This window comes from Salipiger sp. PrR007, from assembly GCF_010499845.1.
GTDB lineage: Bacteria > Pseudomonadota > Alphaproteobacteria > Rhodobacterales > Rhodobacteraceae > Salipiger > Salipiger pacificus_A.
Genome location: NZ_JAAGOZ010000017.1, coordinates 314162 through 329053, shown reverse-complemented (window position 1 = coordinate 329053; position 14892 = coordinate 314162). Strand labels below are relative to the sequence as shown.

The 14892-nt window shown below is 66.9% G+C and carries 16 protein-coding genes; 6 read left to right on the top strand and 10 right to left on the bottom strand.

Annotation, left to right across the window (positions count from 1 at the left end):
- The 5 genes from G0Q01_RS08490 to G0Q01_RS08470 all read right to left on the bottom strand — a co-directional run.
- Positions 1-83: GTP-binding protein (locus tag G0Q01_RS08490; RefSeq protein ID WP_235939862.1), on the bottom strand; the 83-nt coding region annotated here is incomplete at its 3' end.
- A 280-nt stretch (positions 84-363) separates the two neighbouring features.
- Entirely contained in the window at positions 364-939 is a 576-nt protein-coding gene (locus tag G0Q01_RS08485; protein WP_164198680.1) for a cob(I)yrinic acid a,c-diamide adenosyltransferase, read from the bottom strand.
- Between the two features lie 2 nt (positions 940-941).
- The gene (locus G0Q01_RS08480; RefSeq protein WP_108967216.1) at positions 942-1142 is read right to left on the bottom strand and encodes a twin transmembrane helix small protein; all 201 of its coding nucleotides are present in this window, start codon (positions 1140-1142) and stop codon (positions 942-944) included.
- Positions 1143-1246: 104 nt separating this feature from the next.
- Positions 1247-2122, bottom strand: a complete 876-nt coding sequence (locus G0Q01_RS08475; protein ID WP_235939848.1) for an SDR family NAD(P)-dependent oxidoreductase — start codon at positions 2120-2122, stop codon at positions 1247-1249.
- A 101-nt stretch (positions 2123-2223) separates the two neighbouring features.
- On the bottom strand, positions 2224-2811 hold the full coding sequence (locus G0Q01_RS08470) for an SH3 domain-containing protein (protein WP_164198679.1): 588 nt from the start codon (positions 2809-2811) through the stop codon (positions 2224-2226).
- A 192-nt stretch (positions 2812-3003) separates the two neighbouring features.
- Between G0Q01_RS08470 and G0Q01_RS08465 the strand changes: the two genes are divergently transcribed.
- From G0Q01_RS08465 to G0Q01_RS08455, 3 genes are all read left to right on the top strand, one after another.
- Positions 3004-5316: a DNA topoisomerase IV subunit A gene (locus G0Q01_RS08465; protein ID WP_164198678.1), complete on the top strand. Its 2313-nt coding sequence runs from the start codon at positions 3004-3006 to the stop codon at positions 5314-5316.
- A 357-nt stretch (positions 5317-5673) separates the two neighbouring features.
- Positions 5674-6432 carry an electron transfer flavoprotein subunit beta/FixA family protein gene (locus G0Q01_RS08460; RefSeq protein ID WP_164198677.1) on the top strand — a complete coding sequence of 253 codons (759 nt, stop codon included), beginning with the start codon at positions 5674-5676 and terminating at the stop codon, positions 6430-6432.
- Positions 6432-7358: an electron transfer flavoprotein subunit alpha/FixB family protein gene (locus G0Q01_RS08455; protein WP_164213277.1), complete on the top strand. Its 927-nt coding sequence runs from the start codon at positions 6432-6434 to the stop codon at positions 7356-7358. The genes G0Q01_RS08460 and G0Q01_RS08455 overlap by 1 nt, the downstream gene beginning before the upstream one ends.
- 54 nt (positions 7359-7412) lie before the next feature.
- On the opposite strand, the gene G0Q01_RS08450 is transcribed toward G0Q01_RS08455, so the two are convergent.
- Positions 7413-8165, bottom strand: coding sequence for a glutaredoxin family protein (locus tag G0Q01_RS08450; RefSeq protein WP_164213276.1), 753 nt, complete (start codon positions 8163-8165; stop codon positions 7413-7415).
- A gap of 209 nt (positions 8166-8374) precedes the next feature.
- On the opposite strand from G0Q01_RS08450, the gene G0Q01_RS08445 reads away from it, so the two are divergent.
- Positions 8375-8950 carry an NADPH-dependent FMN reductase gene (locus G0Q01_RS08445; protein ID WP_164198674.1) on the top strand — a complete coding sequence of 192 codons (576 nt, stop codon included), beginning with the start codon at positions 8375-8377 and terminating at the stop codon, positions 8948-8950.
- An 85-nt stretch (positions 8951-9035) separates the two neighbouring features.
- Here G0Q01_RS08445 and G0Q01_RS08440 read toward each other — a convergent pair whose 3' ends face one another.
- Complete coding sequence (locus G0Q01_RS08440) at positions 9036-10667, bottom strand: capsule biosynthesis protein (RefSeq protein WP_164198673.1); 1632 nt, start codon at positions 10665-10667, stop codon at positions 9036-9038.
- Positions 10645-11304 (bottom strand): ABC transporter ATP-binding protein, encoded by a 660-nt coding sequence (locus G0Q01_RS08435; protein ID WP_092426167.1) that lies wholly within the window; start codon positions 11302-11304, stop codon positions 10645-10647. Before G0Q01_RS08435 ends, G0Q01_RS08440 begins: the two co-directional genes overlap by 23 nt.
- Before the next feature lie 211 nt (positions 11305-11515).
- On the opposite strand from G0Q01_RS08435, the gene G0Q01_RS08430 reads away from it, so the two are divergent.
- Positions 11516-12112, top strand: a complete 597-nt coding sequence (locus tag G0Q01_RS08430) for a uracil-DNA glycosylase family protein (protein ID WP_164198672.1) — start codon at positions 11516-11518, stop codon at positions 12110-12112.
- Positions 12109-12897 carry an SseB family protein gene (locus tag G0Q01_RS08425; RefSeq protein ID WP_164198671.1) on the top strand — a complete coding sequence of 263 codons (789 nt, stop codon included), beginning with the start codon at positions 12109-12111 and terminating at the stop codon, positions 12895-12897. The genes G0Q01_RS08430 and G0Q01_RS08425 overlap by 4 nt, the downstream gene beginning before the upstream one ends.
- A 10-nt stretch (positions 12898-12907) precedes the next feature.
- Here the strand turns inward: G0Q01_RS08425 and G0Q01_RS08420 are convergent, their stop codons facing one another.
- A complete protein-coding gene (locus G0Q01_RS08420) occupies positions 12908-13912 on the bottom strand; it encodes a P1 family peptidase (protein WP_108967234.1) in 1005 nt (334 codons plus the stop codon).
- A gap of 222 nt (positions 13913-14134) precedes the next feature.
- Complete coding sequence (locus tag G0Q01_RS08415; RefSeq protein ID WP_164198670.1) at positions 14135-14875, bottom strand: SDR family oxidoreductase; 741 nt, start codon at positions 14873-14875, stop codon at positions 14135-14137.
- Positions 14876-14892: the final 17 nt, after the last annotated feature.

The following is a 14892-nucleotide window of genomic DNA, read 5'->3' as shown; positions in this document are numbered from 1 at the left end:
AGCGTGGTCTTGCCGTGGTCGACGTGACCGATCGTGCCGATGTTGCAGTGCGGTTTGCCGCGCTCAAACTTTTCCTTTGCCATCTTTCCAGACGTCTCACCTCTAGGGGGTCGACTGCGACCCGGTTTCGCATCGCGGGCCGTTTATTGGGTCGGGAGCGGAAAATCAAGCGTCTGTTGATATCTGCAGCCTCAAAGCCGCGCTAAATCGGTCACGCTTTCGCGCGCCCGGCCCTCAACCAGCATGTCGCCAGGGCAGAGTCCGCGCCCGAAAAGCCAAGTCCGAGCTCGCCGGAGCCTTCGCCCGGGGCCGAATATCCCGGGGATGACCTGGACGCAGGCCTAGGAGGTTAGCCCCCGTCCGCTACTCCCGGTGCGCGCCCGGCACCCAGAGCACGTCCGCGGTGCCGCCGTCATTGGCCATGCGCGCGGCGCAGAAGAACCAGTCGCTGAGCCGGTTGAGGTATTTCACCGCATGTGTGTTCACCTCCTCCGAAGCCGCCAGCTCAACCGCGCGGCGCTCGGCACGGCGGGCGACGGTGCGACACTGGTGCAGGAAAGCCGAGGCCGGCGAGCCCCCGGGCAGCACGAAGCTGCGCAACGGTTCGAGCTGGGCGGTCATCGCGTCCATCTCCGCCTCGAGCCGTTCGACCTGCGCCTGCGTCACGCGCAGCACCGGGTAGCCGGCCTCGGCGTCGCGCGCCATCTCGGGGCGGCCGAGATCAGAGCCGAGGTCAAAAAGGTCGTTCTGGATCCGCGCCAGCGCTGCGTCGAGCTCCCCCTCCGCATGCAGCCGCGCGAGACCGACCACCGAGTTCAGTTCGTCCACCGTGCCATAGGATTCCACCCGCGCGCAGTATTTCGGCACCCGGGAGCCATCGACCAGCGCGGTGTCGCCCTTGTCGCCGGTGCGGGTGTAGATCTTGTTGAGCACGATCATCGTCAGCTTCTCCGGATAAACACGAACAGCAGGATCAGAAGCACCGCGACGAATTGCGCGATGATGCGCCAGCGCATGGCCTTGTTGGCGTATTTCTTGTTGAAGGCCCCGCCCTTGGCAAAGGAACCGATGCCGAAGAGCAGGATGCCCACGACCGCCATCATCACGACGGCCACGACCAGAAACAGCGGATCCTTCTGCATTGCGCAGCCTCCCTATCCTCTTTGCCCCCACATAGCCGGTTCGGGCCCAAAAGCGAAGCCGGCGCGGCTGCGACCTTAGCGCGCCACCCGTCGCGGCGCCTTCGTCACCGGGCGCGGGCGATCAGCGCGTCGAGCAGCCGGGTCGGCAACAGGCGGCGCAGGGTGCCCATGATGTGCGTCGCGGTGGTCACGTAGTAGCGCGGCGCCGGGTGGTCGCTCTCGAGCGCGAGGATGAGCTTCTCGGTGACCGCCGAGCCCGGCAGCTCGAAGGTGTCCGGCTGGCCGCCCGATGGTGCGTAGAGCCGCTTCAGCAGAGAGCGCTCGTATTGCGTGCGGCGCGGGCTGGCCTGCCAGTCCACCCAGCGTTCGAAATGCGGAACAGAATTGGCGCGGATGCGTGAGGTGATCGGGCCGGGCTCGAGCAGGATCACCTTGATCGGCGTGTCCGACATCTCGAGGCGCAGCACGTCCGTCAGCCCCTCCAGCGCGTGCTTGGTCGAGACATAGGCACCGCGCCAGGGCATCGGCACGAGTCCCAGCACCGAGGAGCAGTTGATGATGCGACCGTGGCCCTGCGCCCGCATCACCGGGATCACCATGCGGGTGAGCGTGTGCCAGCCAAAAAGGTTGACCTCGAAGATCTCGCGCAGCGCGCCGGTGGGCAGGTCTTCCAGCGCCCCGGGTGCGGCATAGGCGCCGTTGTTATAGAGCGCGTCGAGCGTGCCGCCTGTCGCCGCCAGCACCTCGGCCAGCGCCTGCGCCATCGACGCCTCGTCGGTGTAGTCGAGCCGCGGGCTCTCGAAGCCCATGAGCCGCATGCGGGCGCAATCCCCCTCGCGCCGACAACTGGCGAAAACGCGCCAGCCGCGGGCGCGAAGACCTCGGGCGGCAGCTTCGCCGATGCCCGAGGAACAGCCGGTGATGAGAATGGTTTTCCGCGGGGTCCCTGCCCCACCCTGCGCCTCTGTCTGCGCCATCATGCCTGCCCTGCCGTGCTGCCTTGCCTATTTATTGCAGGCATAGGCGAGCCAGCGGCGGGCTGCAATCGGCCGCCGGGTTCTGCGGCCGGGCCTGGCGCCGCTCAGTTGGCGGCGCTCAGATAGGCGTCATACATCCAGCCGGCGGTGCCGCCTTGGGCCTGGAGCTTCACCCAGCCGTCGCCGGGGTCCGAGAGCACCTCGACCTTGGCACCTTCGGCGAGCTGCCCGACGACAGAGTAACCGGTGCCGGGTCCGTGGCGCAGGTTGACCCGCGTGCCGGTGACGCGGCGCAGGTCCGCGGAGATCGCATCAGTCGCAGCGGCGGTGGCGACCGCAGGCGTGGCAACCGCGGTTTCCGGCTCGAAGCTGGCCGAGATCGGCTGCGCGGGGACCGCGGCGAGCGACACGTCGATCGCCCCCGCCGACACCTTGGTCACCGCGGGCTGCGGCGAATCGGGGGCGGAAATATCGGCCAGCGAGGCGGTGCTGGCGCGGGTGACCTCCGGGGCGGTCTGCGCGCTGGCGATCGAAGCCGAGGCCGCACGCGGCGCCGCCGGGCTGGTGAAGCCCCAGGCAAGCAGGTTGGGAAGTTCGACGGAGTGCGCCCCGGGCTCGAAATTCGCGCCGCCGGACAATGCGTACCAGGCCCAGCCGAGCGCGGCAAAGGTCGTGACCATCAGACTTTTCATGCTGAAATCTCCCGTACAGGAAAGGGCTGGGTGAAAAGGGCCGCAAACGCGCCGCTCAAATACTCGGCGCCATACACACCATAGTTGATTTCAGCGTCTCGGATAAGCGGAATTCGGGAAATTTGGCGCCCTGGCTGATTTCCCGCTGGGGATCGCTTGCCCGCGCTTTTCAGCGCGGGTATCACAATATGCATGAATGATATCGTCGATGACCCCAACATGAACCCTCGTAACGTGGCAGAAACTCTGCGCCGGGCGATCGGCGAGCGCTATCTGACTTATGCTCTTTCGACGATCATGAACCGGGCGCTGCCAGACGCCCGCGACGGGCTTAAACCCGTGCATCGTCGTATCCTTTATGCAATGCGCCGGCTGCGACTTAGTTCCACCGGGGGCTTTCTGAAGTCGGCAAAAATCTCCGGCGACACCATGGGGGACTTCCACCCGCACGGCGACGCTGCGATCTACGACGCCATGGCCCGCCTCGCGCAGGATTTCACCATCCGCTACCCGCTGGTCGACGGTCAGGGCAACTTCGGCAACATCGACGGCGACAACCCGGCGGCCTCGCGCTACACCGAGGCGCGGATGACCATCATGGCCGAGGCGCTGCTGCAGGGTCTCGACGAGGACGCGGTCGATTACCGCCCGAACTACGACGGCCGCCTTGAAGAGCCTGTCGTGCTGCCCGCCTCCTACCCCAACCTGCTCGCCAATGGATCGAGCGGCATCGCGGTGGGCATGGCGACCAACATCCCGCCGCACAACATCGGCGAGCTGATCGACGCCTGTCTGCATCTCATCAAGTCGCCGAACGCGGCGGACGAGACGCTGCTGAACTACGTGCCCGGCCCCGATTTCCCCACCGGCGGGGTGATCGTCGAGCCGCGCGCCAACATCGCCCAGGCCTATGCGACGGGCCGCGGCTCGATCCGCCTGCGCGCCAAGTGGGAGGTCGAGGACCTTGGCCGCGGCATGTGGCAGGCCGTGGTCACCGAGATCCCCTATCAGGTGCAGAAGTCCAAGCTGGTCGAGCGGCTGGCCGAGCTGATCCAGACCAAGAAGGTCCCGATCCTCGCCGACATCCGCGACGAGAGCGCCGAGGACATCCGCATGGTGCTCGAGCCGAAGACCAAGAACGTCGATCCCGACGTTCTGATGAACATGCTGTTCCGTAACTCGGACCTCGAGATCCGCTTCTCGCTGAACATGAACGTGCTGATCGACGGGGTGACGCCGAAGGTCTGCTCGCTGAAGGAGGTGCTGCGCGCCTTCCTCGACTTCCGGCGCGACGTGCTCTGCCGCCGCTCGCGGCACCGGATGGAAAAGATCGACCATCGCCTCGAGGTGCTCGAGGGCCTGATCATCGCCTTCCTCAATCTCGACCGCGTCATCGACATCATTCGCTACGACGAGGACCCCAAGGCCGCGCTGATGCGCGAGGACTGGGGCCGGAAGACAGCTCGGGCGACATCCGAGGCCGATTACGTCTCTCCTGCTTCTGTGTCGGGCGAGGAATTCGGCCTCACCGAGGTGCAGACCGAGGCCATCCTCAACATGCGCCTGCGCAGCTTGCGCAAGCTCGAAGAAATGGAGCTGGTCGCCGAACGCGACCAGCTGATGGAGGAGCGCGCCGGGCTCGAGGACTTGCTGGCCAGCGAAGAGCTGCAGTGGAAGACCATCTCGAGCGAGCTGCGCGACGTGAAGAAGGCCTTCACCAAGGGGCTTGACCGCGGCGCCCGTCTGACCGGCTTCGCCGAGGCGGGCGAGGTCGAGGACGTGCCACTGGAAGCGATGATCGAGCGTGAGCCGATCACCGTGGTCTGCTCGCAGATGGGATGGATCCGCGCGATGAAGGGCCATATCGACCTCGGCTCCGAGCTGAAGTTCAAGGACGGCGACGGCCCGCGCTTCATCTTCCACGCCGAGACCACGGACCGGCTGCTGGTCTTCGGCTCGAACGGGCGGTTCTACACGCTTTCGGCGGCCAACTTGCCCGGGGGGCGCGGCATGGGCGAGCCGCTGCGTCTGATGGTCGATCTCCCCAACGAAGCGCAGATCATCGACATCTTCAGCCACGTCCCGGACCGCAAGCTGCTGCTCGCCTCCTCCGCCGGGGATGGCTTCCTGGTGCCCGAGGCCGACGTGCTGGCCCAGACCCGCACCGGCCGCCAGGTGCTCAACGTGCGCGACGACGTGATCGCCAAGGTCTGCAAACCGGTGCAGGGCGATGCCGTCGCCGTGGTCGGCGAGAACCGCAAGGTGCTGGTCTTCATGCTCGACGAGCTGCCCGAAATGGGCCGCGGCAAGGGCGTGCGCCTGCAGAAATACAAGGATGGCGGCCTGTCGGACATCACCACCTTCACGCTGGCCGACGGTCTCAGCTGGAAGGACCCGGCGGGGCGCACCCGCACCGAGACGGACCTCAGCGAGTGGATTGCCAAGCGTGCCACCGCGGGCCGCATGGCGCCGCGGGGCTTCCCGAGGAACAACACCTTCACCTGATCCGCAAAGGGCCGCCTCCGGGCGGCCCTTCTGCTTCGTCAGCCCGCCCGCAGACACCCCCTCGAATCATGCGCAGAGCGAGGTTCCGCCGGCCACCAGAACCTGCGCGAGGAACCGGAACGTGGTCGCCTAATTTTCAGGCACTCGGCGAAATCGCCCTGAATGCGTTTCCGACCCTTCGAATTTCCGCCGCGACATGCCACCGCGTCAGAGGCCATGACCTCGCGAAAACGCAGCGTCCTTTTGCTGCGCTTGCGCAAATTGTCTCTGTTTCCCCAGCGTTCACTTCGCTATCACCCCACGGGAGAATACGAAGTGCCGCGTCCCGCGCGGCGAAACCAAGGGAGAGATCCGCTCATGAAGGTGCTTGTGCCCGTGAAGCGCGTGATCGACTACAACGTGAAAGTCCGCGTGAAAGCGGATGGCACGGGCGTCGATCTTGCCAACGTCAAGATGTCGATGAACCCCTTCGACGAGATCGCCGTCGAAGAGGCGATCCGTCTCAAGGAGGCCGGCAAGGCCGAGGAGGTCGTCGTCGTCTCCATCGGCGTGAAGCAGAGCCAGGAAACCCTGCGCACCGCGCTGGCCATGGGCGCCGACCGCGCGATCCTGGTGACCGCCGCCGAGGACGTGCATACCGACATCGAGCCGCTCGCGGTCGCAAAGATCCTCGCCAAGATCGTCGAGGAAGAGGCGCCGGGGCTCGTCATCATGGGCAAACAGGCGATCGACAACGACATGAACGCCACCGGCCAGATGCTGGCGGGCCTTCTGGGCTGGGCGCAGGCGACCTATGCCAACAAGCTCGACATCGAGGGCGATGCCGCCACCGTGGCGCGCGAAGTGGACGGCGGTCTGCAGACCATCAAGGTCGCCCTGCCCGCCATCATCACCGCCGACCTGCGCCTCAACGAGCCGCGCTATGCCTCGCTGCCGAACATCATGAAGGCCAAGAAGAAGCCGCTCGACGAGAAGATCGCCGCCGATTTCGGCGTCGATGTCTCGCCGCGCCTCGAGATCGTCAAGACCTCGGAGCCCGCAGAGCGCGCCGCCGGCATCAAGGTGGGCTCGGTCGACGAGCTCGTGGCGAAACTGAAAGACGCGGGGGCTCTCTGATGGCTGTTCTCCTTCTTGCTGAAATCAACGACGGTGCCCTGGCGCTGGACGCCACCGCCAAGGCCGTGAACGCGGCCGCGAAACTGGGCGAGGTCACGGTTCTGGCCGCCGGTGCTTCGGCTGCCGCAGCCGCCGAGGAAGCCGCCAAGATCGACGGTGTCGCCAAGGTGCTGGTCGCCGAGGACGCGCTCTACGGCCACCGCCTGGCCGAGCCGGTCGCAGCGCTGATCGTGTCGCTGGCGGGCGATTTCAGCCACATCGTTGCCCCGGCCACGACCGATGCGAAGAACATCCTGCCGCGCGTCGCCGCGCTGCTCGACGCGATGATCCTGACCGATGTGACCGCCGTGGTCGACGCCGACACCTTCGAGCGCCCGATCTACGCCGGCAACGCCATCCAGACGGTGAAATCGAAGGATGAAAAGAAGGTCATCACCTTCCGGACCTCTACCTTCGAAGCCGCAGGCACCGGCGGTTCGGCCGCAGTCGAGACCATCGGCGCGGGGGACAACCCGGCCCTGTCCGAATGGGTCGAGGACAAGATGGCCGAGAGTGACCGCCCCGAGCTGACTTCGGCGAAGATCGTCGTGTCGGGCGGCCGCGGCGTCGGCTCGGAAGAGGACTTCGCGATGATCGCGAAGCTCGCCGACAAGCTCGGCGCCGCCGTGGGGGCCTCGCGCGCCGCAGTGGATTCGGGCTTTGCGCCGAACGACTGGCAGGTTGGCCAGACCGGCAAGGTCGTCGCGCCGGACCTCTACATCGCGGTCGGCATCTCGGGCGCGATCCAGCACCTCGCGGGCATGAAGGACTCCAAGGTGATCGTGGCGATCAACAAGGACGAAGAGGCGCCGATCTTCCAGGTCGCCGACTTCGGCCTCGTCGCCGACCTCTTCAGCGCGGTGCCGGAGCTGACTGACAAGGTCTGAGCCCCGCGCAGACGGATAGCGAAAGGCCCGCCCTCGCCGGCGGGCCTTTTCATTTCAGAACAGAAGTTTGGCCAACATCCAGAGACCCATGGCAATCATCGCGAGGTTCTCGGTCAGCGACACGAAGCCCAGCGGCACGTTGCTGCCGCCGCCGACGCAGGCGCATTTGAGCTCGCGCTTGTCGACATAGACCGCCTTGATGACCGAGACCGCGCCGATTGTGCCGATGACCAGCGCCACAGGGGCCGCGAGCCAGGTCAGCACCCCCGCAAGCATCAGCAGGCCCGCGCCGCTTTCGGCAAACGGGTAGACATAGCCATAGCGGACATGGCGCTGCGCCAGAAGGTCGTAGTTCAGGAACATGGTCTGAAAACTCTCGACATCCTGCAGCTTCTGAAGACCGAGCAGCACCATGCCGAAGGCGATGAACCACTCGATCACCCGCCACGAAAACAGCGTGCCCAGCACAAGCCAGCTCAGCGCCAGCGCCATCAGGAAGGCTACAGCGAAGATCGCGATGACCGGGCGGTAGGAAGTAGCCTCCGGGTCGCGCACAGGCTTGCCGAAGTGTCGGCGCACATCCTCGTAGCCGCCGATCCTGTCGCCGTCGATGAAGGTCTGCGGCGTCGTCTCTACACCGTGCTCGCGCTGGAAGGCCTGGGTCTCTTCCTTGGTGCGGAGCGGGTGATCATGCACCTCGTAGCCCTCGCGCTCCAGAAGGTCCTTTGTCTTCAGACCCCAGGGACACAGGTGTTTCGGCATGACCATCCGGTAGAGTTCTGCTTGGCGTGTCTCGTCCTTCGGCATGGGAATCTCCGTCTTCTGTCGCGAACCCAACGCGCACGAAGCGCACTCGTTGCGTAGACCCTTGCGCCGCACGCCCGTGCAGCAACGCACCTGCGGTGTGCGCCTGGGGGGATTGTCCCTGCGCCATACGAGCGTAGGTAAGAGCGCAAGGAACGGCCATCTCCCTCCCCGGCCGCCCACTCCCACATGACCGCAGAAGGACAGCTCCCATGTCTCTTAAAGTGAAGATCATCCTCGGCTCCACCCGCCCCGGCCGCATCGTCCCGATCGTCGGCAAGTGGGTCGAAGAACTCGCCCGCGAGCAGAACGGCTTCGACGTCGAAGTCGTCGACCTCAAGGAAATCGACCTGCCGCTGCTCGACGAGGCCGGCCACCCGCGCGCCCAGGCCTACGAGCACGAGCACACGAAGAAATGGGCCGCCAAGATCGCCGAGGCCGATGCCTTTGTCTTCCTGACCCCGGAATACAACAGCTTCCCCTCGGCCGCGCTGGTCAACGCCATCCAGGCGCTCGCGGTGGAATGGGAGCGCAAGGTCGCGGCCGTGGTCAGCTACGGTGGCGTCTCGGGCGGCATGCGCGCCGCGCAAGAGCTGCGCCAGCTGCTGGTCAACATGAACGTCATGGCGCTGCCGCAGTCGGTGCCGGTGCCCTTCGTGTTCAACTTCATTGGCGACGACGGCGTGCTGCGCCCCGAACAGCCCGTGGTGGACGGCCTCAAGGGCATGTTCAACGAGCTGGCCGTCTGGGGCGAGGCGCTGAAGCCCTCGCGCGCGCAGGCCGCCTGATCCGCCGGGCGAGCTCGAGCAGACAGCGAAACGCCCGGTCATCGACCGGGCGTTTTCTTTTGGCTCGTCGGCGCGCGACTTGCGCTCAGGTCGACACCTGCTCGCGCAGGATCGAGGCGGTCAGCGAGATCATCAGGTAGATACCGGAGAAGATCAGGAAGGCGAGGATCGTGTTCTCGAAGGCGCGCGGGTAGCTCGGGTCCTCCGAGGCCACCGGCTCGACGGAAGTGGTCAGGTAGCGCGCCTGGCTCTCGGCATCGCGCCGCGCCTGTTCGAGCCGCTCGAGCGCGGTCTGCAGCATCAGGTCACGCGTGGCGAGATCGGCCTGCGCGAGCTGGATCTGCACCGCCTTCTCGGCCAGCGAATCCTCCCCCGTGGTGGCGCTGGTCATCTGCGCATTGAGATCGACGAGCAGCGCCTCGAGCCGCCGCACGTCGCCCTGCGCCCCCTCGACACGGCTGCTGTTGGGCCGCGCGTTGTCGAGCAGTGCCTGCAGGGTCAGCTGCTTCTCCTGCAGCTGCACCTCGACGTTGCTGATCTGGGTGCGCAGCGAGGCGATGCGGCCCTCCGGGTCGATCACCGAGCCCTGCTGCTGCAGGCGCACGAGTTTCTCCTGCGCCTCCTGCCGGTCGGCCTGCGCCTCTTCGAGTCCGACCTCGGCATCCGTTACCGCGTTGGAGCGCTTGCGCAGCGACAGGTTGTCGACGCGGGTCTCGGCGTAGCTGATCAGCGCCCGGCTGAAGCGCGCGGCGGTCTCGGGGTCGGCGGCCTGCACCTCCATCTTCACCACGCCCTCAGTCGGGTCGTAGCCGATCTCGATGTTGCGCTTGTAGATGCCGTAGGCCTCCTCGTTGGAGGCCCCATCGTCCAGCCGCTGCAACGGGTCGATCCGCGCCTGCTGGTAATGCGCCTTGAACCCCTCGTCGCGGTCGAGCCGCAGCATGGCGTCCTTGGACATAAGGTAGCTCTGCACCGCGATGGCATCCTGGTTCGTGGCGAACTGCGTCCCGGAGAAGAGGCTGCCCATGGACGAAGCGGAATTCTCGGCCTTGAGGATGAGGAACTCGGACTTGGTGGCATACATCGGTGTCGCCAACACGTAGAAGTAGTAGCCCGCCAGCACCGTCGGCAGCATCACGAAAAAGGCCAGCCGGCCGAGCAGCATCATCTGCTTCTTGCGGCGGCGCTTGGCCAGCTCCTGCTGGATTTTCATGATCTCGGCGGCGCGGCGCTCGGCGGGGCTGGCGGTCTCGGTAGACGGCAACTGGCTCTTGGGCGCCACAGGCTCCGGCAACCCCTCGCTGCCTGTGGGCAGCGCCGGCAGCCCGGCGCCCGATCTCTTGCCGCCGCCGCTTCCGCCCGTCTCGGGCACCACCAACTCAAGCATCGAGCTGCGCTGGAACGGATCGATGCCCCGCGCCCGCAGCATGCGCACCGCGTCGAGATCGGAGGCCGGCTCGAAGCCGTTCTTCTGCGCCACCCGCCGGGCGAGGCGCAGCTGGCGCCCGGTCAGCCCCTCGGCCCGGATCGCGTCAAGATCGGCGGCCCCGGCGGCAGGGTTCGGTGACGCTGCGGCCGTGCCGGGTGTCTTGTCCTGTGCAGCGGCGCGACCGGGTGAAGTGGACGTCGGGCGCGGCTCCGACTGCGGCGCGGCGGCGACCTGCCCCGGTTCGGGGCGGCGGATGCGGAACTTCTTAGCCTTGGGTTTCGTAGTCATAGAGCCGTTTCGCTTCTTCCAAGGTGTCAAACTGGTGCAGCTTCCCGTCCATCAGGACCGCCGCCTTGCTGGCAAATTTTTCGAGGATCGCGGGCTGGTGCGAGACGATCACGATGGTGGTGGTGCGCAGACGCTCGGCGAGGATCTCGCCGGCCTTGCGGTTGAACTCGACATCGGTCGAACTCGGCATCCCCTCGTCGATGAGGTAAATGTCGAAGTCCAGCGCCAGCATCAGCGAGAAGGTGAACCGCGCCTTCATCCCCGACGAATATGTGCCGATCGGCTGGTCGAAATACTCGCCGAGCCCGCAGAGCCAGCGGCAGAAGGCCTCGACGTACTCGGGATCGAGCCCGTACATGCGCGCAATGAAACGCGCGTTCTCGCGGGCCGAGATCTTCGACACCACGCCGCCCATGAAGCCAAGCGGGAAGGACACGCGCGAGGTCCGGCGGATCTCGCCCTCGTCGGGTTTCTCGAGTCCGGCCATCATGCGAATAAGGGTGGTCTTGCCGGTGCCGTTCGGGGCGAGAATGCCGATGCTCTCGCCGACGGTGACCTGAAAGGACACGCGATCAAGGATCACCTTGCGGCGCTCCCCGGTCCAGAAGGACTTGCTGACCATATCGAACTCAATCATCACCCGACCCCCTTCACAGGGCCAACATACTCCGGCCCCCGGGATGCGTGACGGATATTTGGCGAATTAGGTCACATTATGGCCAAATTTTGAAACATCCTCCCCCTCCGCAGCCCACCATCTCCGATGCGCGGATAGTCGTGCCCACCTGCGTGATCGCGCGACCGTCGCGCCACTGGCAGGCCGATTCCCCTGGACCTATCTCTTCCGCATGACCGAGCGCCTGAGCCCCCTCCGAGACAGCATCTCCGCCTGCCGCCTTTGCGCCGCGCGGTTTGCTGCCACCGCCACCCGGCACAGCCCGCGGCCGGTGCCCTGGTTCCGCCCCGGCGCGCGGCTGCTGATCGCAGGACAGGCGCCCGGGATGCGGGTGCACAAATCCGGCAGGCCCTTCGACGACCCCTCCGGCGACCGGCTGCGTGATTGGCTGGGCCTGTCGAAAGAGGAATTCTGGGACCAGAGCCGCGTCGCCATCGTGCCCATGGCCTTCTGCTTTCCGGGCTATGACGCCAAGGGCTCCGACCTGCCGCCCCCGCCGATTTGCCGCGCCACCTGGCACGACGCGCTTTTCGAGGCGCTCGGCCCTCTGCCGCTGCGGCTCTACATCGGCGGCCCTGCGCAACGCTACCATCTCGGCAGCAGGACCGGCGTCACCGAGACGGTGGCCAATTGGCGCGCCCACCTTCCCCACGCTCTGCCCTTGCCCCACCCGTCCTGGCGCAATACGGGTTGGCTCAAACGCAATCCGTGGTTCGAGGCCGAGCTCCTGCCCGTCCTGCGCGCCCGTGTCCGCGAGGTTCTGACATGACGATCACACCGCTCGATGCCGCGCTCAGCGCGATGGAGGCCGCCCCCGAGGATGACAACGCCCGCCTGCGCTTCTACGAGCGCCTGGCCGACGGCGAACTCTTCCTGCTGCTCACCCGCGAGATCGATGGCGACCAGATTGAGCCCGAGCTCTTCGACCTCGGCGACGCCCGCTTCGTGCTGGTCTTCGACCGCGAGGAACGGCTGTCGCAATTCGTCGGCCGTGCCGCGCCCTATGCCGCCCTTTCGGGCCGCGCCGTGGCCAACATGCTGGCCGGCCAGGGCATCGGCTTGGCAGTGAACATCGAGGTCTCCGAGGCCTCCACCCTGCTGCCCGCCGAAGCCGTGGACTGGCTGGCCGAAACCCTCGGCCATGGGCCCCGCGAAGAGGCCGCCCGGATCGAGGAAGTCACCAAGCCCGGCGGCCTGCCCGAGGCGCTGCTCGCGGCGCTCGACACCAAGCTCGCCACCGCGGCTGGCTTTGCCCGCTGCGCCTGGCTCGCCGGGGCGCGCTACGAGGGTGGCGGCCGTGGACACATCCTCGCCTTCGCTGGCGCGGTGCCCGGCGCAGAGGATGCGCTGGCGCGCGCGGTGAACGAGGCGCTGGTCTTCTCGGGCATCGAGGCCGGGGCGCTCGACGTTCTCTTCCTGCGCGACAGCGACGAGCTGGCGGCCAGCCTGACCCGGGTCGGCCTGCGGTTTGATCTGCCCGAGATCGAAGAGCCCGCGCGCATCGAGCGCATCGCCCCCGGATCCGACCCCGACAGCCCGCCGATCCTGCGCTGAGCGGAACGCGCTAGAGCCCCAAGTCCTCGCGCAGCGTCGGCAGCGTGTCGCCCAAGGCCGGCGTCGCCTCCCAGACGCCGCGCGCGATTGCGCGGGCCAGGCAAAGGCTCGCCGCGTGGCCGATCTGCGCCAGCTGCAGCGCCGGCTCGGCAAGCGGCACGCGGCCCGTGGAGCAGGCAAACACAAGGTCCCCGTCCATCGGCGAATGCGCCGGCAGGATGGCCCGGCCGATGCCATCCTGTGCGGCCACGGCGATGCGGTGCGCCTGCGCCTTGTCGATCTGCGCGTCCGTGGCGACCACCGCGATCGTGGTGTTCCCCAGCGCTGCCATCGCCCCCAACTTGCGGCTCTCGGGCATGTCCTGAAAGCCCGCTGCCGGCTCCGGCCCGAGCCCGCCGAATTCCGCCCCGATCTCGAAGGGTGCCGACCAGAAGTGCCGCCCCGATGGCGTGGTCACGCTGCCCATCGGGTTCACAGCCACCAGCGCGCCGACGGTGATCCCGCCCTCGAGCACCAGCGACGCCGAGCCCAGCCCGCCCTTGTGTTGCGCAGTCTGCGCGCCGCAGCCTGCGCCGCGAGAGCCGAGCTTGAAGCTGCTGCCGACATTGGCGAGCGCCTGCCGCCCGAGCCCGGGATAGGGATTTACGCCCCAGCGCTTATCGCCCCCGTTGAGCAGGTCGAAAAGGATCGCCGCCGGCACAATGGGGACCCGCGCCGAAAAGACCTCGAAGCCCCGCCCCTCCTCGTGCAGCGCATCCATCACCCCCTGCGCCGCCGCCAGCCCGAAGGCACTGCCACCCGAAAGCACCAGCGCATCGACCCCAGGTGCGGATTTGTCAGGCGCCAAGAGGTCGGTCTCGCGGGTGCCGGGCGCGCCGCCCATGACCGAGACCGAGGCGACCATCGGCGCCGCGGCGGTCACCACGGAGACGCCGGATTTCAGAAAGGAATCCTCGGCATTGCCGACCCGCAGGCCAGGAACGTCGGTAATCAGGTTGAGAGGGCCGGGTCGCATGAGTCCACTCCTTGCAGCCACATCTTTATATTTTGCTGCACTGCGGCAAAAAACAAGGGCGCCCACTGGTGCAGGCGCCTTTGCGCATATTCAGACCCCATGAAGGCGTTGGTCCGCCAAGTCGCCGAGAGCAGCCTGAAGTCCCGTCTTCTTCTCTCTTCCACATACCCCGGGGGAGACGAGGCACAGCCGGCGGCGGGGGGAGCCCCCACGGTGCGTCCCTCAAATGCAGCGCCCCCCGTCCACCTCCATGCAGACCCCGGTCACCAAGGACGCCTCGTCCGAGCAGAGGTAGAGCGCGGCATTGGCAAGGTCCTCGGGGGTCGAGAACCGCCCCATCGGGATGGTCGAGAGGAACTTGGCGCGCATCTCGGGCGTGTCCTCGCCCATGAAGCTCTTCAGAAGCGGGGTGTCGCCCGCCACCGGGTTCAGTGCATTGACCCGCACGCCGAAGGGCGCGAGCTCGATCGCCATGGCCCGCGTCGCGGTGATCATCCAGCCCTTCGAGGCGTTGTACCAATTGAGCTTCGGTCGCGGCGAGACGCCTGCTGTCGAGGCGACATTGAGGATCGCTCCCGCGCCGCGCGCCTTCATCCCAGCCACCAGCGCGCGGGCCGTCAGGTAGACCGACTTGCAGTTCACCGCCATGACCCGGTCGAAATCCGCCTCGCTGATGTCTTCCATGAAGCCCGGCAGGTGGGTCACCCCGGCGTTGTTCACAAGGATATCGACCCGCCCGAGCTCGGCGCCGGCGCGCAGCGTCATCTCCTCGACCGACGCCCCGTCGGCCACGTTCACTTGATGCGCGATGCCGCCGAATTCCGAAGCCACCGCCTCGGCGCCCTCCATGTTGATGTCGGCGACCATCACCCGCGCGCCCTCTGCCGCGAAGCGCCGCGCGATGCCCGCACCGAAGCCCGATCCCGCGCCGGTCACGATGGCGGTTTTTCCCGAAAGTCTCATGCCTGTCTCCTCCCTCA

What these genes read in the sequence shown, in the direction of transcription:
- G0Q01_RS08475 (WP_235939848.1), bottom strand. Translation starts at nt 2,122, where the DNA reads ATGATGGCGCAGACAGAGGCGCAGGGTGGGGCAGGGACCCCGCGGAAA.
- G0Q01_RS08455 (WP_164213277.1), top strand. Translation starts at nt 6,432, where the DNA reads ATGGCTGTTCTCCTTCTTGCTGAAATCAACGACGGTGCCCTGGCGCTG.
- G0Q01_RS08425 (WP_164198671.1), top strand. Translation starts at nt 12,109, where the DNA reads ATGACGATCACACCGCTCGATGCCGCGCTCAGCGCGATGGAGGCCGCC.
- G0Q01_RS08485 (WP_164198680.1), bottom strand. Translation starts at nt 939, where the DNA reads ATGATCGTGCTCAACAAGATCTACACCCGCACCGGCGACAAGGGCGAC.
- G0Q01_RS08480 (WP_108967216.1), bottom strand. Translation starts at nt 1,142, where the DNA reads ATGCAGAAGGATCCGCTGTTTCTGGTCGTGGCCGTCGTGATGATGGCG.
- G0Q01_RS08450 (WP_164213276.1), bottom strand. Translation starts at nt 8,165, where the DNA reads ATGCCGAAGGACGAGACACGCCAAGCAGAACTCTACCGGATGGTCATG.
- G0Q01_RS08435 (WP_092426167.1), bottom strand. Translation starts at nt 11,304, where the DNA reads ATGATTGAGTTCGATATGGTCAGCAAGTCCTTCTGGACCGGGGAGCGC.
- G0Q01_RS08465 (WP_164198678.1), top strand. Translation starts at nt 3,004, where the DNA reads ATGAATGATATCGTCGATGACCCCAACATGAACCCTCGTAACGTGGCA.
- G0Q01_RS08470 (WP_164198679.1), bottom strand. Translation starts at nt 2,811, where the DNA reads ATGAAAAGTCTGATGGTCACGACCTTTGCCGCGCTCGGCTGGGCCTGG.
- G0Q01_RS08430 (WP_164198672.1), top strand. Translation starts at nt 11,516, where the DNA reads ATGACCGAGCGCCTGAGCCCCCTCCGAGACAGCATCTCCGCCTGCCGC.
- G0Q01_RS08420 (WP_108967234.1), bottom strand. Translation starts at nt 13,912, where the DNA reads ATGCGACCCGGCCCTCTCAACCTGATTACCGACGTTCCTGGCCTGCGG.
- G0Q01_RS08415 (WP_164198670.1), bottom strand. Translation starts at nt 14,875, where the DNA reads ATGAGACTTTCGGGAAAAACCGCCATCGTGACCGGCGCGGGATCGGGC.
- G0Q01_RS08445 (WP_164198674.1), top strand. Translation starts at nt 8,375, where the DNA reads ATGTCTCTTAAAGTGAAGATCATCCTCGGCTCCACCCGCCCCGGCCGC.
- G0Q01_RS08440 (WP_164198673.1), bottom strand. Translation starts at nt 10,667, where the DNA reads ATGACTACGAAACCCAAGGCTAAGAAGTTCCGCATCCGCCGCCCCGAA.
- G0Q01_RS08460 (WP_164198677.1), top strand. Translation starts at nt 5,674, where the DNA reads ATGAAGGTGCTTGTGCCCGTGAAGCGCGTGATCGACTACAACGTGAAA.